The organism is uncultured Methanobrevibacter sp. (assembly GCF_900314615.1).
In the GTDB taxonomy this organism is placed as follows: domain Archaea; phylum Methanobacteriota; class Methanobacteria; order Methanobacteriales; family Methanobacteriaceae; genus Methanocatella.
On sequence record NZ_OMWA01000007.1, the window covers coordinates 1 to 16,075 of the forward strand.

The window sequence follows — 16,075 nt, forward strand, 5'->3', positions numbered from 1 at the left end:
CCAACAAGGTCGCTGTCTCTGACGATATACTCGGTACCGCCGTATTCGCTTGGACGTTCGACAATCTGATAATGTTCATGTTCACTATATTCTAATTTTCCAGTTTCTTTGTTTTCATCTATTAATTGTAAATCTGTTGCAACGCACATTGCATCAATAACAGATTCAGCAACAATGTCTTCGTCAGGACAATCCTCATGATTATATGGTTTTCTTGGACTCCACCAGCAAGGATTTATATTATCTAATATTTTGGTGTTTCTGTCGAAGCATTCAAGGTAGTCTATTAGTTCTCCAACTGTTTCAATTTTATCTTCCATTATTATACCTCCTTGGATATACGGCAATCTTTTTTACTGAATCTATAATGAACATGACGGAACATAGAAGTTCCTATCCAGTCATTTTTTAATGTTGGCATGTAATAGCCAAATTTATCGCAGAATTCCATTATTAATTTTGGTGGGATTGGATGTTCATATCTGCCTCTGACTTTTACAACATCTTGATCCACATCAAATTCTATCATATCTGCATGACCATTGAAGAATTCTTTTATTTTTTCCTCATATCTTTTGACATCTTTTTCATATCTTTCTTTAGCAGCATACAATTGATAGTGCCAGTTTTGATATTTGGTTGTTTCTTCATTGGCTTCTAATACTCTGAATTCTCTTAATAATGTTGCAATATCTTTACCGAACATTTCCGCCATTATCTCTTTATCAAAAGCATCAGGTATTTTCAAGATAGTTACGCGAACATAAGCATGCATTAATTGATTACTTATTTCAACTGCGTAATAGTCATCTGGTTCACCATCATTTGCTAGTCTTCCGAGATACATGCTATATAGGAATGCTATGAATGATTTGTCATCTGTTACTTCACTTAATTTCATTTAGATTCCTCCAATGGAATTGCAATTAAGGTTTTTTTAAAACCATTTTCTTTTAAGTGTTTAAATGCTTCTGATGGTTCTTTTATGCTTTGAGCGAAATCATCGAACATTACTCTTGTAAGGTAGGAACAAACACGTCCCATTATTTCTTCCACTTCTTTATCATCTTCTTTAAACATATGCTAATCTCCCCATTCTTGAAGTTCTTCTCCTTTATAATGGATTTCAAGTTCCGGATAAGCTTTTTTCAACTCTCTTAAATGTATAAGAGTCAGCATCTCGGCTTCATACTTATAAGATTTACTTAGATTAGTTAATTTCCATCCATAGAAATTGTCTATGATAAATTCACGAACAGTCATTAAACCTAAAAATATTACAACACTTGCTCCGATTATGCAGACTAATGCACCTATCCACATTAATACTTCAGAAATCATCATCCTCAACCTCGTCTGTTTCAGGAATTTCATCATTGTATTCAATCTTATTCAAGATTCTGACTTTCATATCATCTTCCACTAATTCCATTCCAAATGGTACAACCATAATATTTTCGAATTCTTTGCTGATTGCTTCTCCAAGTTGTTTGCTTATGTCCTCAATATCTTTGAAGATGTCTTTACCATCATTGCTTGGTAGTCTTAAGACTACTCCGCAAAGTACATCATAATAACTCATTCTCTAATCCTCCGGTATTGCAAATGGATAGTCTTTATGTCTTAACTCGAATTCTACAGATTTTGTTCCTGCGAAATAATTCTCAAGTGTACGTTTGTGCATTACTTGAAGATTGAAATCTTCACAGGCTTTATTAACAATATCCATATTCACTTTAGTTTCATGGAATCTGATGTAAACCATCTTTTTATCTTTAAAATACAGGCCAATTGTGAATTGCCCCATGTTTTCGTGTTCTTCTTCCCATTCGTCTAATTTATCACTAAAACTTGTCCATGCGTTAGTGTACGCTCTTTTTGCTTTGCCTATTTCTATTAAATAATCAGTCATAATTTTCACCGCTTCTTCTCTTTAAAAATGCTTCCAATTGGAGCATAACATTCAACATATGCAGGTAGACAATCTTCCACAAATTCACCCCAATTAGTGCATTCCATTTCTTCAGGGTAATACCAGTCACAATCTTTATGTTGTTTATCTGGTAAACAATGAAGATCATCTGCATCTATTTTCATAATCCCACAACTTTTTTAGCTTGCTCCAAATCTCCTTTGTAAATATGCAACGAACTTGAATTATAGGAAATCCCTTTAAAAGATAATAAAGGATACTCATCTCTTAATACATCAACTAATTTTAAACCTAAATAATTCAAAAATAGCATGTTACTTGGGAATGCTCCGTAACAATCGTTTGATCTGAAAAAACAATGAATGATTAATTCATTGTTTCTGATTGTTGCTTGAATAATTTGGAGACAAGGAATATCATTCATATCACAATCTCTTGTTGCTGAATAAATATTTGCTACTGCACGATTACTTCCAGAACTTCCACAGAATCTTTGACTTAATCTGTTTATCATTAATTCAAATTGATTTACCATAAAATCAGAATCTCTATCTGTCATGTTGAAGATACGATTTGGGTAAGTGTAAGTGAATTTATCTTCACCTGTTTCAAAATTTTTATTAGCTCTTATGCTAACATCATCAATTGAAGTTACATAATCATATAATGCAATGTCTTTCACAGGATACCCATCTATATTGAATACTCCTTGTTTTAACATGTCAAGGAACATTTCTGTTGTAATATTTTGTGCTCCGAATTGATTTAATACGTTAGGAATAAAACAATGATTGATTAATGATTCTTTGAGTATATCTCCATCATCTTTTTCATGTGTTTCCCCATTTTCTAAAATATCTTTTAGGAATGTTTTCCAGATAGTTTCAAGACTCATCTTCCAACCTCTTTTAATGTTAATGTTCGACCACCTATTAAACCGAGAATTAAAAACATTAGCCACATGGCCATTGCTGTGAAACCATTATTAGTAATGTTCCAATCAATGGAATAGGATAATATTGTTGTAATTACCCAGAATATGAATATTCCAAGGTATAGTTTGTCATAATCATTCATGATTTCACCTCACAAAATCTATGTTCATTTTTACCAGGTATTCTTTTAACACCTACTTTTTCACATATATTGTTCACTTGGTTTTGTTTCCAACCAGTACGGATTAATTCATCACGGACTAATTGTGCATCTTTTAATGTGGAGTATATTCCATAATAATAAGTTGACCTGTGTCTTTTCTTTTTAATGTAATAGTTTGCTCCTCTTTTTTCAATGTATTTCCATTTAGGGTCGCATCTTATTTCATCAGGATATTCCTTATCAAATAAAGTTTTGAGATTAGTTTCATGCTTTATTAAGCATTCCTCTAATCCCATACCATTTCTTAAATCTTCAGTTATTCCTAATGGAATCATGGCTCCCTCTCCCAATCACTACAATACTCATCTTGATTTGTTTCTTGCTGATGATGGTTACACCAAGTAATGCTGGAACCATCAGACTTCACTTGTGGAGATATATAGTCACATGATCCGCAGCAAGGAACTTCTGCTCTTTTAGCTTCTAATTCAATGCGATATTTTGTGACATGGATTTCATGATAATAACAATCCTTATGTTTATCACAGAATTCCCATGCCAATTCTTCATTGGTTACAAAGGCCACATGCTCATCTCGGTGGTCTAATTTGCGTTCGATTTCAAATACAACAGAGTGTTTAATGTTATATAATCGTCTGTTTAATTCACGAATTTTCTTATTTTTATCATTCAAAATTCTACTTAAGTCATTAGCCACCGCTTCTGCAGGACAGTAATATGTCCTGTCATGTTCTTCATCTACGATGATGTAGTGGTGGTTGTTTTCCAGTTCTGCATAGTATTCTCCAGTACTCATTTCATTTCACCACCTAAATCATTTAATTCAGTTCGGGTTTTTCCTTTAAGTCCAGGAATCAAACTTATAACCTCTTCACCTAAAGAAGTGATTTGATATAATCTGCCTTTGTGTGCTTCTTCATTAATACAAACCACAAGTTGTTTATCTTTCAATTCTCTTAAAGTTGTACTAATATGATTTCCACGTACATTGCAATGTTTAGCAATGTATTTTGGAGTCATATTCTCATTATTATGTAAGACAGTTAATGCTCGTTCACGATAACTTGATGTGATAACATATGCTGCCAAACCTAATTTTTCCTCTTTGCTTATCATACTTTATGCCTCAATTGGTTGGTCTAACCAACAATAATCATATTCATCAAATTCCACAATCCGGTTTATATCCCAGTTGCAAGCAAGACAAATGTCTCGCTCGTGTTCTGCTTCTTTAAAATCTTTAAAGAAACCAAAATACTCTCTTTTACCATTTATTATTTTCGCAACAAAATATCCTCCCTTGGCTTTTATGATGTATTGTCTTCCTCTGAAGCTTGGATTCACATTCCAATGTTTCCCAATATAATAGGCTCTCCATAGTTCAGCTTCTTCTAAACTATGGAAAGTACCCCAATAAGTTAATACTTTATCAATTCTTTTTCGTATCTCAAAACACCCATTCTTTTTAGGATAAATGTAATTAGGCATTTTTACAAATGTTTGAGTTGATTTTTGATAAATATATCTTACCATTCAATCCCCTCGCATGTTACTGTAATTATTGGTATTTCAACACCGTCTTCCATGAGCTTTCTACGTGTTGGTCTTGGCAGTTTTTCTGGCATTAAGTCCGCTACATTAACATAAACATCAGGATTCATAATCAACCTCACTTTTTTTCTCTGAAGTGGAATTTCCAAACATGTTTCACATTATATTCAATAAGAGCAACTTCTTCACCAGTTATTGGAGTTAATACTTCCTGATGGGTTATTCTGATACATTTAACTTGGAATGTTTCTTCAAAGTCACGTAAATGTTTTTCAAATGCCATTGTGGTTGTGATTGTGAAGTGATCCATTGTTAATGTGTCGATTAAGTCAATTGGTTGCATTAACATTAATCCTTCATGCTCTCTGAACCAGTCTTCTACTGCTGTTTTAAATGCTAAGTCTTTGCTTAGCAAGTCACTTTTCGCTTCTAAATATTCACTATATAAACTCATAATTTCACCTTTCATTCCACATCCAACAACAGCCTACTTTTTCTATTAAATCATCTCTCAGTACACATGTATTCTTGTCATAGCAATGTTTACAATTGAGACATGATTTTGAGTCATTATTCTTTTTCATTATTAACACCTGGAGTAATTCTTGAACCAAGGTAAATTCCATTATCCAGTTCAAACCATTCATCAGATTCACTTGCAAGGATGCTTTTAATAAAATTAGGACGGGTATTTCCCTCATATTTCACTTGAATATATTTTCCTTCAATCTGATTGAATCCTCTGATTTCCAATAATTCCAATAGCATTGGGATTTTAATTGGATTCAATTCAACAGTACATTCTGATTTAGTGCTTAATTCCAATTCCATTTTAAGTTTAAAATCTTTACCATCTGCTAAATCAGGCTCAAAAAAGCCAAGCAAACAACTGGTTATTCTTGCATTGCATATTGTGCTCATTGTTTCATCTCCAATTGTAATACGTACTTCTCAAAACTAATACGATTATCTAATAACTCTAAATCCTTACGGATAAGCGCAGTATTCTGTTTAGCTAATTCATAATCATCAGTTAAATCCTTATAGGTTTCATCGATGTGTGCTTGAATCTGCTTTTCAGTTGGAGCTTTAGATAACTCATATTCCTCTTTAACATTATTCGGATGTAATTTAACATCATTACTTTTATGCAAGAGTTCTAATTTCAATGATGTTTCACTATTCACCGCATCTTTTAACTCTTTAATTTTAGCTTCTTTCTCATCTAATAACTTTAAATAATCTCTAAATTTATCTACGTTAGACATCTTATATCACTCCACAAAGATGTAAACTATTCACAATTGCAATTATGAACATTATAACTGTAACACACATGAAAACAGTTAAAATAGAATCCCCATATTTATAATGGAAAGAATCTTCAAATTTCATTTCCATTATTTCCAAACAAATTGCAACTTTCTCATATAATGTTTTCTCCTGGTCTTTTGTGATGATCTCACGATATTCATCTGCTGCATCACTACCCAGATAGACCACTAATTCAGATGGTGCATTTTCCAAGTATTTTTTAGCATCACGTGCAAATACCATGAAACTTTTACAACCAAGACCACCATCCCATCCTAAAGACGCAAGAGTATTGGAAAGCTTATCTTGTTCTGGAGATAATAAAATTACACTTTCCTCTTTTTTAGAGGATGGATTGTAACTAATTATCCCATAGATTCCAGTATTGAATTTAACAAGTTTGAATGCAAGGTTGTCATTCATTTCCTGTAATTCAATTATCTCATACTCATTTGCATCGTATTCAATTTTCATAGTCATATGGATCAACTCCTTCAACATGATATTTTGGGAAATCTTTCAGTTCAACAAAACCATAATCGTTGATTAACACTTTTTTGATGTCAAGCATTAAGGCCATGCTAATGCTGTATTCCCAGATGCTTTTAACACCATTAAATGTGTCCATTATCTCATGATTTTTACTAGTATAGTTGATTAGTTTGTTTCTGATAGTGTTGCAGATGTTTTCAAATTCTATTTCAGGGTAGTATTTTTCATGAGCAAGTAGTATTCTTTGGTTTTCATGAATGTCTCCTTCCCATAAGCAATATACATGCATTTATTCCACCTCGATGGCTTCTAAAAAATAATCTTCAAACAGATAAGTATTGTATCTTAACAGATTCTCAAAAGCTGAATCTAAAATATAAGTGACACAGTAATCTGTTTTGCTCCGTATACCTCTACCATAGGATTGCATGAGTGGTATGATAGTATGGAAATTGTACCATTCCTTATCTATATCACATCTTGCTTTGACTTCATCTTTGTATACTGGACGTGGTACTTTAAAAATGAGTTGGGCTGTGCAGAGGTCTCCTTTGAAATCAACTCCTTCTTTAATGGATGGGCTGATTAGGATATTGAAGTCATCTGAAGATTTGAACAATCCAATATTCTCATTCCTGCTTTCACCATAAGCAGGGATTACATCAAAGTTCATGTAACTTAATTCATTGCATAACCAATCTGTCTGTTCAATAGAGCTGGTGTGAATTAGGATTTTTTCATCCTGGTGTTGTTGTAAGATTTCACTAACTCCATTCAAGACTTTATCATTCATCCATGCTGGGATGTATTTGCCGTTGACTCTTTGATTATATTTGCTGTTGAAATTGCCAAGGTAATGTTTGTATATTGGCCTGTTTTCAACAGGATATGGTGATTTTTCATAGATGTAACAAGTTTCTGTTGGGCTAATTCCAACCCATCTGCAGAATGATTCGTGGTTAGGTAATGTTCCTGTGAAGAATAATCTGAACTCTCCTAAATCTAATAATCTTTGAGTATATTCTTTACCGTATAATGGTTTGAATTGAATATTATTGCGTTTACTGTCAAACCAATCGTCATGTTTTGGGAGTTTAATAAACCATTCACCAGAACTTAAGTTGGTGATTTTATGTTGGATTTTCAGTATTTTTTGTTCATATTCAGATTCAATTGCTTTGATGATGTTGTCATCTGCACGGCCTTGTAAGTTACCCACTTCTTTAGCTTTCTTTTCATTGAGTTTTGTGATTATGTCTTCATGTATTTTAATCCAGTAATCAATTGATTGTAAATCATCGCTTTCCGCATCGAAAACATAGATGTCATAGTTATCGTATATTTCATCTGGATTTAATGAGAATTGGATGATTCCTGTCATGATGTTTTCGAAGTTGTGGCATTCATCGAATATTATGATGTCTCTTTTTTTGAATCTTGGAATTACATGACTATTGAAGTATAAGCTGTGGTAGTTTGCGTTTACATAATTATTGTTTTGTGCGTTGAGGAGTGCTAATTTGTATGGGCAGTCGCTGCATTTCCAGATCATCATTTCTTCTATGATGTTATCGTATTCTTCTTCGGATATGTTGTCATGAAAGATGAATGATCTTCCATGTTCTCCGTTGAGTAATGCTTTTTTATCTGCAATTGTCCCATTTTTATTTACTTCTTCAACATAACAATTATCACATGAACGGTTAAAGAAACATTGGTAATGTTTTTTTCCTTTCAATTCCACAAGCATTTCTTTAAAATCTTGCATGTATTGTGTTTGAAGGTTGATTGTTTTGGTGCAAATATATGCCGAATAGAATAGATTTGCTATTGTAGTTGCAATTACACTTTTACCAATTCCAGTTCCAGCATTAACAATTATGTTTTTGTAACCGCTGCGAAATGCTGCATCTATTTTTTGCAGTATTCGTATTTGCTCAGGATATGGTGGATATGGTAATGTCCAGAATTCAGCATAGTTATTTTCAAACCAATCCATGTCATCTGCCATGTTTAGTAACCTCCTTTACAAGTCATACATTTTTACCATATCTTCAATTGTAATCTCTTCAGGAGGATGTAACACTTTAATCCCCTGACTTTCAAATTGGGAATCAAAACGAGAGTCTAATGTGAAAATATAATATTGATTATTCACATTATTCATGAATTTTTTATAAGAGTTTATTTGTCTTAAAACAGCTCCAAAACTTTCAATTTTTGGTTTTACTTCAATTACATGACTTATAAAAATATCTTTATAATCCACAAACTCACATTCATATCTTCCAGTAATTTTTAAGTCAGCATATCCTGCAATAAATGTAGGAGATGACATAATTGGTACCTCAGACAAAACTCTGGTCTCTGCTAAAGAATATTTTCTCTCCCATGACTTTACGACATTATCAAAACTCAAGTATTGAGAGTAATTATCTTTATCCATTAACCATAGTACCATTGCATCATGCTTTGGAGTTTTCAATTGTTTATCATCCAAATCCCATAACTTCTCAGTTGTTTTAAAACGATTCTTTTGTCCAGTCATTTAATAACCTCCTTTGTTTGTTTTTAAATCTTTTAACTCTGCGTAATGTTTTCGAATACTCCTGCGAAGAACACTTCTTTTGATTCTATTTGCTTTTGGTGTGAAATTCAAATAGAAGTCATCATATTCTCGTTCAGGATTTTCTCTTTTCAATTCTAAAGCATCTTCATAAATTTCTTTCAATTGTTTTTCCTCTGCTTTCTCAGATTGAATTTTTCCACGTAATCTTTGGAATTCTTTATCTAATATGCAATGCTGTGGATGAGTGCATAACTCATGACCAACTCCAGGACAATAGTAACAAGTGAATTCATCAACAGTTTTGTTCTGAATTCTATCCCACTTCTGCTGGGATATTTCCTTGTTGATTTTTTTGTAGTCAATCATGATCTTCACCAAAATATCCTAATTTTTTTCATTGCCATTTCATTGCCAAAAAAATTTGGCAATAAAGAACTCTTTTCATATTGCCCAGTTTCGCAAAATAAGTCAAGAGAAACCTTGTTTAAAAATCATTGATTTTTCATTGCCAAAATGGATTTTTCATTGCCAAATCTGAAACAAGACTTCACACAAACCTACAAGCCAAACCAGACCTTCTCAATGCTTATTCAAATTTTGATTGCCACATTGCCAAAAATATGTACACGAAGAATTAAAGTTAATTGTAATTTCACATACCTTGAAAAATCAATGACAATTTGGCAATGAAAAAAATGTCAAAAATTGAATAAGCAATTATCATCCTCCTTTAACATAATAAACCAATTTCCATGCTTTTTGTTATTGCCATTTTTAATTGGCAATGAAAAATGGGTTTTGGCAAAGTGGCAATGAAACAAAAAGACCATGAAAACAATACCCAAATTCAATAAAATCACCTCGTTTATTGCCACTGCTAAAACTAACCATTATCAAAATCCAACCAAAAAGGTTTCATAACATCATCACTCTGATTCAAAATACTGCAATCCTCATCATGAATAACATCATTTAAAAGAATATACTCAACAATATCATCAGGGTATTCAAACTCTAAACGACGCTTACTGTTTTCAGTTAACACCAACATCTCATTCTGATGAATCTCATCAACATTCTCAACCAGAGCATACATATTACTCTTCCCATGTTTACCAACAACTTTCAAAAAACCTTCCTGATTCAACTCCGTGAAGTACCGGTATAATGATCTCTTCGCAATACTCACATTACCCTCTTCAATATAATCATTAATAGTGAAACCAAAATCCTCACCAGAATCATATTTGAATGTGGAATCCGCCTGATAAATCCAGTTATCACTATTTTCAACAATATCATCAAGTAATTCAGCAGCTTTTTTAGATAAATTCCTTGTAATACTTGCCATATATGGTCTGAGTAAAGTAACAAAGTATTGTAAATCTTCAGGATTAGTGAAGATGACTTTTTCACCATTAATATTATGCACTTCGCGATTAGCACTATTAAAAGCAGTAATCACTTTCAATATTCCATTGTACTTGTCATAATCTCTTTTGTAATATTCAGATGCACCGATTAAATTTAGGATAGCGTCAGAATAAGGATTGACAATGTTAATGTCGCTGAATTTATATCTTAAACCAAGAACCATTTTCTGAATTTCTGTTTTAAAAGAAAGCATAGATTGATATATTTGTTCTGTTTTACCGCCTTTCAATTCCAAATAGGATTTACGAGCATTGAATACTGCTCGATTATTTGTTCTAGGTGTGAAAATAAAACTACGGGATAGTTCCTGTGAATCAAAACTATAATTTGGAACAGTAGTATATGTTAGACAAGGGAAACCTTTCAGGATTAGATCAACAACTTGGAATTCCCCATCGACTTTAATAGTAATTGGCCTTGCAAGGTAACCATCAGTCTGCAATTCTTTGAGAAGATTTTTTGTATCTTCAACTTCATCCTGGTCACTATTACCTCCAAGGTCACCATACACTACAATTTTCCCATCATAATATCGTTGATTTTCTTCAGCACGACGGAACATAGAAGCCATAGTAGGTTTCTTCTCATATCTTATGAACTCTTCAGGAATCATGGACAAGGCCACATTCTCAATATGAGTTTTACCGCTACTTCCATCACCCAAACCAATAACACTTATTGGATTTTTAAGGATAACTTGACTACAGTAACAAAGGAAAGTAATCATAATATTTGTTCTTTCTCCTGCAGTATACCAGTCAACTAATGATGCAGCATAAATCAAAGGTTTAACCTGATTGTTGAATAAATCCAAACCCTCCTCATATGATTGCTTGTTTTGAGCTAACTCTTCTTTTTCATTCTGTTTTTGAGCTTCGATTTCAACTTCAACGTACTCATCAACAAAACTATTCATCACAACCTTTAATTCATCGAATATTTGAGTAACACCCAATTTATTCAATGTATTTTGAGGATTGAGATGTTTTTTGATTTCAACACCTACGGTTGACCTTTCAGTAATACTGAGAGGAGCATCTCCTTTCAATTCATTAATCAACTTCTTTTCATCATTGAAAAAGTAATACTTGCAGCCTTTCTTAAAAGGAACTGGTTTGATGGTGAAACCATCTTCCAGTTTAATCCCATAGTCAAGACTCCACAACATTTCTGTTTCAGGTGCAGCTTCTAATCCCATACGCTATTTTCACCTCCTGGTCCAGTCAATAAAATAAACAAATAAACCACCAAGAAGAGGTTATTTATTCAATCTTGGTGATTTTGAAAGTAGGATAATCGCTGTTATCGACTTCTACTTGTTCAATAGTGACTCTTTTACCATCAATGAAATCTGCAACATTTTTCAAATTGATTTTTTTGAAGATGTTGATTTCATCACCAGTTTTTGGATCAATAAGTGACTTTGGGTCAATGATGTTCATGATTCCAGTTAACCAGTTCCAGAGGTTTCTGTGGAAGTCAAATCTTTCAGTTGGTTTTTGAACACGGGTTGCAATACCATTGTCTTTGAATTTAGGACAGTTAAGGTAAATGTCTAAGTATTCTCCAACTTCTGGTTCTTCATCTTCATCGAGTAATGGGTTTTCATGTTCGTCGATTAATCTGAACCTGATTTGTGAGTATTTTTTGACTTCGTCATCTCTTTCCACTATAGGGAATAATTCAACACTTGCTTCACCGCTGAAAGCTTGACCTGCTACCATGTCAGATAAGTAGTATCTTTTGTAGTCTTCTAAGTCGTTTTCTTCTGTTCCAGTTTCCATTCCAAATAATTTGTTTAAATCAGTTTTTGCCATTTATAATTCCTCCATTTATATCTCATTTATCAATTTAAAAAATAACTCTCTTGACAATCCATATAATGCAAATTCGCCATCTTTACTATTCCTATTTTTGAAATTAGTTTCAAATTGTGCAGGAGTTTGTGAAACATTATCGAGTATTATAATTGTATTATAGATTTCCTCAATTTTTTCTTCTTCAAAACTTCCTAAGCTTGTAGTGCTTTTATTTGGCCTTGTAAATATGGCTCGGTATTTCTCGGATTTATTATTTTTTTTAATCTCAAAACTTCCGTTTCTAAGCATATATGGTCCGTATATGTCACCAGTTTTATCTTGTCTTGATGGTTCCAATGTCATTGTTAATCAATCCTTAAATAATTTTTTTAAAAGTTCATTTCTTGTCTCAGTTAATTTTTCATTCATCAAATCCATGTCCATAACCATTATAGAGCAGATAGAATCTAAATCTAAACATTTAGTGGTTAAATGTTCATCAGATTCAATTAGAATATCTCCACCTTGATTGGTTATTCTGTCTTGATTATTGCATGGAACGTTAGTACCACTAACTAATTCGAAAACCATTATCTGATTTTCGTTTGTTAAGGTATTGTGCATTTTTTCAATGTTTTCATAGTCCATTTTACTTTCACATCCGCATAAAAAATTTAAAATAAAAAGGTTGGAAATTATTGATAGCTAGGCATTTCCTCCGCAGGAGTAGGTTCAAAACCAGCTAACTTCATAATCCAAGACAAAGCCATACGATACACTTTTCCTAATGCACGTGTCTGAGCCATTGAATATACATCAGGCTCATTTTTCTGGAATCCTGCACTAGTTGCTATTGCTTCCGCAGTCGCAAGTAAAGTTCCACTAACCAATTTACCATTTTCAATAATAGCATTTTGATAAAGGCTAACTCTTGCTTTGTATCCGTATTTTGCTTTGGTTTGAAAGGGTACCACACATTCTGTGATTGGAGTTATACCTAACATTGTTCCAAGAGTGTTCCATCCTTCAACAGTAACATAACCTTTTTCTTTATTAGATTTGTTTAATCCATAGAGTACAAGGTCTTGTTTTTCAAGGACGTTTGAGAGAATATTTGCAACATGGGTTGCTACTTCAATTTTAACATCCATTCCATAGTTTGGATTTAAAATATCCGCTTCTCTAATTGTTGGAACTGAAGAACTTTCTTCAACTGTTGCTGGTAGAACTACATTTGGTTCCGCTTTTTTAATTGGTTCTTCAATAAATTCTGCTTTAGCTCTTTTTGGAGCATCGTTTAATTCTATAATTTCTTCTTCTTTTTCTATTTCTCCCATTTCTTCCAAGGTTTCTTGAATAGTGGGATTTTGAGTTGGTTCTAAACCCATTCTAAAATTCCTCCATATAAATTTCTTCTTCACGTATCAACGGAGTTTCAGACTCCATTATACGATAACAATAAAATTCCAGTACAACATCTTCAGGGATAGTTTCCGCATTTTCAGGTAATCTACCCCCTGTTAAATGTACAATGAATAGAATATCTCCTGGTCTTAAAGTGAAAGGACTTGGATTATATGCAATTCCTAATATTTTAGCCAGACTTTTATTTTTCATATGAGAAAATGCATCCTCGCTTAAAAATTGGAACTCATCTTCAGTTAACTGATGACATTTCATATCCCAGTCCTTAAATGGAAACATATTCGGAGAATCGGAATTACTGATAAATTTCATTTATTTTCCTCCTAAAATCTTGTTCATTACTTCTTTGTCCATACCTTCGAGATTAGCAGTTTTTTCTGCTAATCTTTCATCGAAGGTTTTTCCATCGTTGGGATTGTTTTCATCCCAACATGATTCGATTAAAATTGTCATGTCTTCACATGATTGCTTAAAATTCTTCATTATTACACTCCTATAAGATATCCTTCAATACTGGTCCATGAATGGATTCCATTATCTGTTGGATATGATTGTTCATAGATCACTTGGGTAATTGGTAGATTGTTGTCATCTACTGCTTCTTCGATAGCATCATGACAGTTTCCTAATGTGAATTCATCAAGAGAGATTCCTTGTCTTTCAATGAATTTGCAAGTGGAATATGCATCGAATAATGAATCATGAGTGTTAACGTCTTCAAGGCAGATTGTTTTCATAGCTATCTACTTCCCAAATACTCTTATTCTTCTTTTCACAGAATCAATGCAATTATGAAAACCAATGATTTTATGGTCCACTACAGGCCTAATACTTCGAGTGTAGGTGTAGTCTTGATTCTTGGCCATGTAATGATACTTTGCATAGTTATCATAATGTTGAAATTTTTCAATGAGCAACTCATAGTATTTGACAGATTCATAGTCATCTGGATTATCTTGTTTTAATTGGTTGATTTCCATTTGGACTTCTTCTTCTTTGATTTTCCAGAACATTGCTTGCATTTCACAGTAGGTTTTCTTAAGTTCGCCTGCTGTGTTAGCTAATTCTTCATCATCATCAGATTCGATAAGTGATTGAATGTTCCTTTTTAATTGAAGATATCGTTCAGTTAACTCTTCATGCTCTTGTTTGTATTCATCAAGGTCAGTGATGATGAATGGTTTGAAATCTTCCATAAACAGCACCTCTCTCAAAATTAACATCCATTTGCAATGAAGTTTCGCATTCCTCCACTTTCTACAGCAGCATGACCTGTGACTGCGAAGATTAATGCTCCGCTGATTAAGATGCTGAATCCGATTGCAAGGAGTATTGCAGCTGGGTGTAGTAACACCCAACTTTCAAAATTCATTAATGGAGAAACTTGATCTTCTACTTTGCCGAGTCTTGCAGGAGTTTTGTTCATGCTTCCACCTCTTCGTTACTGTAGTCCATCATGATTAAATGGCCTTTTTGAGATTTGCATAAGGCGAAGTCTCCGGCTTGTGCTCTGTTGCAGAATTCGTATTGTTTTTGAGCAGGTTCAATTCCACGATTGGTTTTAACAAAAACATGGGTACTGTCTGTTTCTGCTCTGAGGATTGGAAGCCATTTCATTATGCTTCCTCCTCAAAGTAACAGTCAAAAGAACGTAATAGTTGTTCTTCTGCTTTGTCAGCTGCTTCTTCGGCTTTCATGAAATCATCTTCTTCAAGGGGTTCCATGGTGTAGCCGAGGAAGTGTATGTTTTCGTCGAATAGTTTTGTGACTTTCATGCCTCCGATTTCTGCGAGTGCAGCGATGAATACTTCTGTATCTGCGATTGCATTATTAGGTTTTTCAGCTACGCATAATCTTTCGAATCCTGCATGTGAGTCTTCAATATCAATTGGTGCTTTGCTTGTTTTCCTTGCTTCTTGGATAGCTTCTGGAATTTCGTATGCTGCGCCTATAGTATTGTTGTCAGAATCTATGACGTGGAATTTACTGTCATCTTTGAATTCTAAAAAGAGTTTGTTTGGTGCTTGCATTGTTTAAGCACCTCCGAGTAAGGATTTGGCTAATAGATGGCCTGCTTCTTCTTGAGCTTCTGGGGATAAATCCCATAGGGTTACGTTTTGTAACTTTTCAGTTAAAGCAGCATTTTTAGCTTTGATTTGAGTGTTCTCGTGTTTTAGTTCTTCAAAAATAGGTTTGCATTCTTCGTACTTGATTGCTTTGTCAAGTAGTTCGAATACTCTTTCTTTGTCTCCGATGGCTACGCCATCGATGTATAATTTCTGATTTCTAATTTCCATGCTTTCACATCCGCATTTTTTGAAGTAATTTTTCATGTTCGCCAAAACATGAGTAATTGCTTCTTGTTTTAATATTGGACTTATTAGTATATAAACTTATTCATATATTCTAATATACTAATATTCTCATAAACTATTATAT

General features: G+C 33.3%; 36 protein-coding genes. 1 reads left to right on the plus strand and 35 read right to left on the minus strand.

What is annotated here, in order from left to right; all coding sequences use genetic code 11:
• The 22 genes from QZN33_RS03135 to QZN33_RS03240 form a co-directional block, all read right to left on the minus strand.
• On the minus strand, positions 1 to 320 hold a 320-nt coding region (locus QZN33_RS03135; protein WP_296789475.1), incomplete at its 3' end, for a hypothetical protein.
• A gap of 2 nt (positions 321 to 322) precedes the next feature.
• On the minus strand, positions 323 to 901 hold the full coding sequence (locus tag QZN33_RS03140; RefSeq protein WP_296789476.1) for a hypothetical protein: 579 nt from the start codon (positions 899 to 901) through the stop codon (positions 323 to 325).
• Positions 898 to 1,080, minus strand: coding sequence for a hypothetical protein (locus QZN33_RS03145; protein WP_296789477.1), 183 nt, complete (start codon positions 1,078 to 1,080; stop codon positions 898 to 900). The genes QZN33_RS03140 and QZN33_RS03145 overlap by 4 nt, the downstream gene beginning before the upstream one ends.
• A 3-nt stretch (positions 1,081 to 1,083) precedes the next feature.
• Positions 1,084 to 1,344 carry a hypothetical protein gene (locus QZN33_RS03150; protein WP_296789478.1) on the minus strand — a complete coding sequence of 87 codons (261 nt, stop codon included), beginning with the start codon at positions 1,342 to 1,344 and terminating at the stop codon, positions 1,084 to 1,086.
• On the minus strand, positions 1,331 to 1,582 hold the full coding sequence (locus QZN33_RS03155; protein WP_296789480.1) for a hypothetical protein: 252 nt from the start codon (positions 1,580 to 1,582) through the stop codon (positions 1,331 to 1,333). The genes QZN33_RS03150 and QZN33_RS03155 overlap by 14 nt, the downstream gene beginning before the upstream one ends.
• A gap of 3 nt (positions 1,583 to 1,585) precedes the next feature.
• Positions 1,586 to 1,912 carry a hypothetical protein gene (locus QZN33_RS03160; RefSeq protein WP_296789481.1) on the minus strand — a complete coding sequence of 109 codons (327 nt, stop codon included), beginning with the start codon at positions 1,910 to 1,912 and terminating at the stop codon, positions 1,586 to 1,588.
• A gap of 5 nt (positions 1,913 to 1,917) precedes the next feature.
• Complete coding sequence (locus QZN33_RS03165) at positions 1,918 to 2,097, minus strand: hypothetical protein (RefSeq protein ID WP_296789482.1); 180 nt, start codon at positions 2,095 to 2,097, stop codon at positions 1,918 to 1,920.
• A complete protein-coding gene (locus QZN33_RS03170; RefSeq protein WP_296789483.1) occupies positions 2,094 to 2,828 on the minus strand; it encodes a thymidylate synthase in 735 nt (244 codons plus the stop codon). Before QZN33_RS03170 ends, QZN33_RS03165 begins: the two co-directional genes overlap by 4 nt.
• Complete coding sequence (locus tag QZN33_RS03175) at positions 2,825 to 3,010, minus strand: hypothetical protein (RefSeq protein ID WP_296789484.1); 186 nt, start codon at positions 3,008 to 3,010, stop codon at positions 2,825 to 2,827. Before QZN33_RS03175 ends, QZN33_RS03170 begins: the two co-directional genes overlap by 4 nt.
• Positions 3,007 to 3,366, minus strand: coding sequence for a hypothetical protein (locus QZN33_RS03180; protein ID WP_296789485.1), 360 nt, complete (start codon positions 3,364 to 3,366; stop codon positions 3,007 to 3,009). Before QZN33_RS03180 ends, QZN33_RS03175 begins: the two co-directional genes overlap by 4 nt.
• Positions 3,363 to 3,848 carry a hypothetical protein gene (locus QZN33_RS03185; protein ID WP_296789486.1) on the minus strand — a complete coding sequence of 162 codons (486 nt, stop codon included), beginning with the start codon at positions 3,846 to 3,848 and terminating at the stop codon, positions 3,363 to 3,365. Before QZN33_RS03185 ends, QZN33_RS03180 begins: the two co-directional genes overlap by 4 nt.
• Positions 3,845 to 4,168 (minus strand): transcriptional regulator, encoded by a 324-nt coding sequence (locus tag QZN33_RS03190; RefSeq protein ID WP_296789487.1) that lies wholly within the window; start codon positions 4,166 to 4,168, stop codon positions 3,845 to 3,847. Before QZN33_RS03190 ends, QZN33_RS03185 begins: the two co-directional genes overlap by 4 nt.
• Before the next feature lie 3 nt (positions 4,169 to 4,171).
• Positions 4,172 to 4,585, minus strand: coding sequence for a hypothetical protein (locus QZN33_RS03195; protein WP_296789488.1), 414 nt, complete (start codon positions 4,583 to 4,585; stop codon positions 4,172 to 4,174).
• Positions 4,579 to 4,725, minus strand: a complete 147-nt coding sequence (locus QZN33_RS03200; protein ID WP_296789489.1) for a hypothetical protein — start codon at positions 4,723 to 4,725, stop codon at positions 4,579 to 4,581. Before QZN33_RS03200 ends, QZN33_RS03195 begins: the two co-directional genes overlap by 7 nt.
• Positions 4,722 to 5,057 (minus strand): hypothetical protein, encoded by a 336-nt coding sequence (locus tag QZN33_RS03205; protein WP_296789490.1) that lies wholly within the window; start codon positions 5,055 to 5,057, stop codon positions 4,722 to 4,724. Before QZN33_RS03205 ends, QZN33_RS03200 begins: the two co-directional genes overlap by 4 nt.
• A 116-nt stretch (positions 5,058 to 5,173) precedes the next feature.
• The gene (locus tag QZN33_RS03210) at positions 5,174 to 5,524 is read right to left on the minus strand and encodes a hypothetical protein (protein WP_296789491.1); all 351 of its coding nucleotides are present in this window, start codon (positions 5,522 to 5,524) and stop codon (positions 5,174 to 5,176) included.
• Positions 5,521 to 5,871, minus strand: coding sequence for a hypothetical protein (locus QZN33_RS03215; RefSeq protein ID WP_296789492.1), 351 nt, complete (start codon positions 5,869 to 5,871; stop codon positions 5,521 to 5,523). Before QZN33_RS03215 ends, QZN33_RS03210 begins: the two co-directional genes overlap by 4 nt.
• A gap of 1 nt (position 5,872) precedes the next feature.
• A complete protein-coding gene (locus tag QZN33_RS03220) occupies positions 5,873 to 6,397 on the minus strand; it encodes a hypothetical protein (protein WP_296789493.1) in 525 nt (174 codons plus the stop codon).
• Positions 6,381 to 6,698, minus strand: a complete 318-nt coding sequence (locus QZN33_RS03225; protein WP_296789494.1) for a hypothetical protein — start codon at positions 6,696 to 6,698, stop codon at positions 6,381 to 6,383. Before QZN33_RS03225 ends, QZN33_RS03220 begins: the two co-directional genes overlap by 17 nt.
• Positions 6,699 to 8,420 (minus strand): helicase C-terminal domain-containing protein, encoded by a 1,722-nt coding sequence (locus tag QZN33_RS03230; protein ID WP_296789495.1) that lies wholly within the window; start codon positions 8,418 to 8,420, stop codon positions 6,699 to 6,701. It lies immediately after the preceding gene.
• A 15-nt stretch (positions 8,421 to 8,435) separates the two neighbouring features.
• On the minus strand, positions 8,436 to 8,957 hold the full coding sequence (locus QZN33_RS03235) for a hypothetical protein (protein ID WP_296789498.1): 522 nt from the start codon (positions 8,955 to 8,957) through the stop codon (positions 8,436 to 8,438).
• Complete coding sequence (locus QZN33_RS03240; protein ID WP_296789499.1) at positions 8,958 to 9,344, minus strand: hypothetical protein; 387 nt, start codon at positions 9,342 to 9,344, stop codon at positions 8,958 to 8,960.
• A gap of 147 nt (positions 9,345 to 9,491) precedes the next feature.
• Here QZN33_RS03240 and QZN33_RS03245 point away from each other — a divergent pair, with 147 nt between their 5' ends.
• A complete protein-coding gene (locus tag QZN33_RS03245; RefSeq protein WP_296789500.1) occupies positions 9,492 to 9,668 on the plus strand; it encodes a hypothetical protein in 177 nt (58 codons plus the stop codon).
• A 193-nt stretch (positions 9,669 to 9,861) separates the two neighbouring features.
• Here the strand turns inward: QZN33_RS03245 and QZN33_RS03250 are convergent, their stop codons facing one another.
• The 13 genes from QZN33_RS03250 to QZN33_RS03310 form a co-directional block, all read right to left on the minus strand.
• Positions 9,862 to 11,610 carry a hypothetical protein gene (locus QZN33_RS03250; protein ID WP_296789501.1) on the minus strand — a complete coding sequence of 583 codons (1,749 nt, stop codon included), beginning with the start codon at positions 11,608 to 11,610 and terminating at the stop codon, positions 9,862 to 9,864.
• A gap of 64 nt (positions 11,611 to 11,674) precedes the next feature.
• Complete coding sequence (locus QZN33_RS03255; RefSeq protein ID WP_296789503.1) at positions 11,675 to 12,229, minus strand: hypothetical protein; 555 nt, start codon at positions 12,227 to 12,229, stop codon at positions 11,675 to 11,677.
• A 15-nt stretch (positions 12,230 to 12,244) separates the two neighbouring features.
• Positions 12,245 to 12,574: a hypothetical protein gene (locus tag QZN33_RS03260; protein ID WP_296789504.1), complete on the minus strand. Its 330-nt coding sequence runs from the start codon at positions 12,572 to 12,574 to the stop codon at positions 12,245 to 12,247.
• Between the two features lie 6 nt (positions 12,575 to 12,580).
• Positions 12,581 to 12,859, minus strand: coding sequence for a hypothetical protein (locus QZN33_RS03265; RefSeq protein ID WP_296789506.1), 279 nt, complete (start codon positions 12,857 to 12,859; stop codon positions 12,581 to 12,583).
• Between the two features lie 47 nt (positions 12,860 to 12,906).
• On the minus strand, positions 12,907 to 13,599 hold the full coding sequence (locus QZN33_RS03270; RefSeq protein WP_296789507.1) for a hypothetical protein: 693 nt from the start codon (positions 13,597 to 13,599) through the stop codon (positions 12,907 to 12,909).
• Position 13,600: 1 nt separating this feature from the next.
• Positions 13,601 to 13,948: a hypothetical protein gene (locus QZN33_RS03275; RefSeq protein WP_296789508.1), complete on the minus strand. Its 348-nt coding sequence runs from the start codon at positions 13,946 to 13,948 to the stop codon at positions 13,601 to 13,603.
• Positions 13,949 to 14,119 carry a hypothetical protein gene (locus QZN33_RS03280; protein WP_296789510.1) on the minus strand — a complete coding sequence of 57 codons (171 nt, stop codon included), beginning with the start codon at positions 14,117 to 14,119 and terminating at the stop codon, positions 13,949 to 13,951.
• Positions 14,120 to 14,121: 2 nt separating this feature from the next.
• Positions 14,122 to 14,373 (minus strand): hypothetical protein, encoded by a 252-nt coding sequence (locus tag QZN33_RS03285; protein WP_296789512.1) that lies wholly within the window; start codon positions 14,371 to 14,373, stop codon positions 14,122 to 14,124.
• Positions 14,374 to 14,379: 6 nt separating this feature from the next.
• Positions 14,380 to 14,832, minus strand: a complete 453-nt coding sequence (locus tag QZN33_RS03290) for a hypothetical protein (RefSeq protein WP_296789514.1) — start codon at positions 14,830 to 14,832, stop codon at positions 14,380 to 14,382.
• A gap of 20 nt (positions 14,833 to 14,852) precedes the next feature.
• The gene (locus QZN33_RS03295; protein ID WP_296789515.1) at positions 14,853 to 15,062 is read right to left on the minus strand and encodes a hypothetical protein; all 210 of its coding nucleotides are present in this window, start codon (positions 15,060 to 15,062) and stop codon (positions 14,853 to 14,855) included.
• Positions 15,059 to 15,253 carry a hypothetical protein gene (locus QZN33_RS03300; protein WP_296789516.1) on the minus strand — a complete coding sequence of 65 codons (195 nt, stop codon included), beginning with the start codon at positions 15,251 to 15,253 and terminating at the stop codon, positions 15,059 to 15,061. Before QZN33_RS03300 ends, QZN33_RS03295 begins: the two co-directional genes overlap by 4 nt.
• Positions 15,253 to 15,666 (minus strand): hypothetical protein, encoded by a 414-nt coding sequence (locus tag QZN33_RS03305; protein WP_296789518.1) that lies wholly within the window; start codon positions 15,664 to 15,666, stop codon positions 15,253 to 15,255. Before QZN33_RS03305 ends, QZN33_RS03300 begins: the two co-directional genes overlap by 1 nt.
• A 3-nt stretch (positions 15,667 to 15,669) precedes the next feature.
• Entirely contained in the window at positions 15,670 to 15,969 is a 300-nt protein-coding gene (locus QZN33_RS03310) for a hypothetical protein (protein WP_296789520.1), read from the minus strand.
• Positions 15,970 to 16,075 lie beyond the last annotated feature (106 nt).

Coding starts and splice junctions, on each gene's coding strand:
- QZN33_RS03175 (WP_296789484.1), bottom strand. CDS start 3,010: ATGAATGATTATGACAAACTATACCTTGGAATATTCATATTCTGGGTA.
- QZN33_RS03220 (WP_296789493.1), bottom strand. CDS start 6,397: ATGACTATGAAAATTGAATACGATGCAAATGAGTATGAGATAATTGAA.
- QZN33_RS03195 (WP_296789488.1), bottom strand. CDS start 4,585: ATGGTAAGATATATTTATCAAAAATCAACTCAAACATTTGTAAAAATG.
- QZN33_RS03250 (WP_296789501.1), bottom strand. CDS start 11,610: ATGGGATTAGAAGCTGCACCTGAAACAGAAATGTTGTGGAGTCTTGAC.
- QZN33_RS03230 (WP_296789495.1), bottom strand. CDS start 8,420: ATGGCAGATGACATGGATTGGTTTGAAAATAACTATGCTGAATTCTGG.
- QZN33_RS03140 (WP_296789476.1), bottom strand. CDS start 901: ATGAAATTAAGTGAAGTAACAGATGACAAATCATTCATAGCATTCCTA.
- QZN33_RS03160 (WP_296789481.1), bottom strand. CDS start 1,912: ATGACTGATTATTTAATAGAAATAGGCAAAGCAAAAAGAGCGTACACT.
- QZN33_RS03165 (WP_296789482.1), bottom strand. CDS start 2,097: ATGAAAATAGATGCAGATGATCTTCATTGTTTACCAGATAAACAACAT.
- QZN33_RS03285 (WP_296789512.1), bottom strand. CDS start 14,373: ATGAAAACAATCTGCCTTGAAGACGTTAACACTCATGATTCATTATTC.
- QZN33_RS03150 (WP_296789478.1), bottom strand. CDS start 1,344: ATGATGATTTCTGAAGTATTAATGTGGATAGGTGCATTAGTCTGCATA.
- QZN33_RS03280 (WP_296789510.1), bottom strand. CDS start 14,119: ATGAAGAATTTTAAGCAATCATGTGAAGACATGACAATTTTAATCGAA.
- QZN33_RS03190 (WP_296789487.1), bottom strand. CDS start 4,168: ATGATAAGCAAAGAGGAAAAATTAGGTTTGGCAGCATATGTTATCACA.
- QZN33_RS03275 (WP_296789508.1), bottom strand. CDS start 13,948: ATGAAATTTATCAGTAATTCCGATTCTCCGAATATGTTTCCATTTAAG.
- QZN33_RS03270 (WP_296789507.1), bottom strand. CDS start 13,599: ATGGGTTTAGAACCAACTCAAAATCCCACTATTCAAGAAACCTTGGAA.
- QZN33_RS03145 (WP_296789477.1), bottom strand. CDS start 1,080: ATGTTTAAAGAAGATGATAAAGAAGTGGAAGAAATAATGGGACGTGTT.
- QZN33_RS03215 (WP_296789492.1), bottom strand. CDS start 5,871: ATGTCTAACGTAGATAAATTTAGAGATTATTTAAAGTTATTAGATGAG.
- QZN33_RS03180 (WP_296789485.1), bottom strand. CDS start 3,366: ATGATTCCATTAGGAATAACTGAAGATTTAAGAAATGGTATGGGATTA.
- QZN33_RS03155 (WP_296789480.1), bottom strand. CDS start 1,582: ATGAGTTATTATGATGTACTTTGCGGAGTAGTCTTAAGACTACCAAGC.
- QZN33_RS03225 (WP_296789494.1), bottom strand. CDS start 6,698: ATGCATGTATATTGCTTATGGGAAGGAGACATTCATGAAAACCAAAGA.
- QZN33_RS03260 (WP_296789504.1), bottom strand. CDS start 12,574: ATGACATTGGAACCATCAAGACAAGATAAAACTGGTGACATATACGGA.
- QZN33_RS03185 (WP_296789486.1), bottom strand. CDS start 3,848: ATGAGTACTGGAGAATACTATGCAGAACTGGAAAACAACCACCACTAC.
- QZN33_RS03210 (WP_296789491.1), bottom strand. CDS start 5,524: ATGAGCACAATATGCAATGCAAGAATAACCAGTTGTTTGCTTGGCTTT.
- QZN33_RS03305 (WP_296789518.1), bottom strand. CDS start 15,666: ATGCAAGCACCAAACAAACTCTTTTTAGAATTCAAAGATGACAGTAAA.
- QZN33_RS03300 (WP_296789516.1), bottom strand. CDS start 15,253: ATGAAATGGCTTCCAATCCTCAGAGCAGAAACAGACAGTACCCATGTT.
- QZN33_RS03245 (WP_296789500.1), top strand. CDS start 9,492: ATGGATTTTTCATTGCCAAATCTGAAACAAGACTTCACACAAACCTAC.
- QZN33_RS03290 (WP_296789514.1), bottom strand. CDS start 14,832: ATGGAAGATTTCAAACCATTCATCATCACTGACCTTGATGAATACAAA.
- QZN33_RS03240 (WP_296789499.1), bottom strand. CDS start 9,344: ATGATTGACTACAAAAAAATCAACAAGGAAATATCCCAGCAGAAGTGG.
- QZN33_RS03265 (WP_296789506.1), bottom strand. CDS start 12,859: ATGGACTATGAAAACATTGAAAAAATGCACAATACCTTAACAAACGAA.
- QZN33_RS03170 (WP_296789483.1), bottom strand. CDS start 2,828: ATGAGTCTTGAAACTATCTGGAAAACATTCCTAAAAGATATTTTAGAA.
- QZN33_RS03255 (WP_296789503.1), bottom strand. CDS start 12,229: ATGGCAAAAACTGATTTAAACAAATTATTTGGAATGGAAACTGGAACA.
- QZN33_RS03310 (WP_296789520.1), bottom strand. CDS start 15,969: ATGAAAAATTACTTCAAAAAATGCGGATGTGAAAGCATGGAAATTAGA.
- QZN33_RS03205 (WP_296789490.1), bottom strand. CDS start 5,057: ATGAGTTTATATAGTGAATATTTAGAAGCGAAAAGTGACTTGCTAAGC.
- QZN33_RS03235 (WP_296789498.1), bottom strand. CDS start 8,957: ATGACTGGACAAAAGAATCGTTTTAAAACAACTGAGAAGTTATGGGAT.
- QZN33_RS03295 (WP_296789515.1), bottom strand. CDS start 15,062: ATGAACAAAACTCCTGCAAGACTCGGCAAAGTAGAAGATCAAGTTTCT.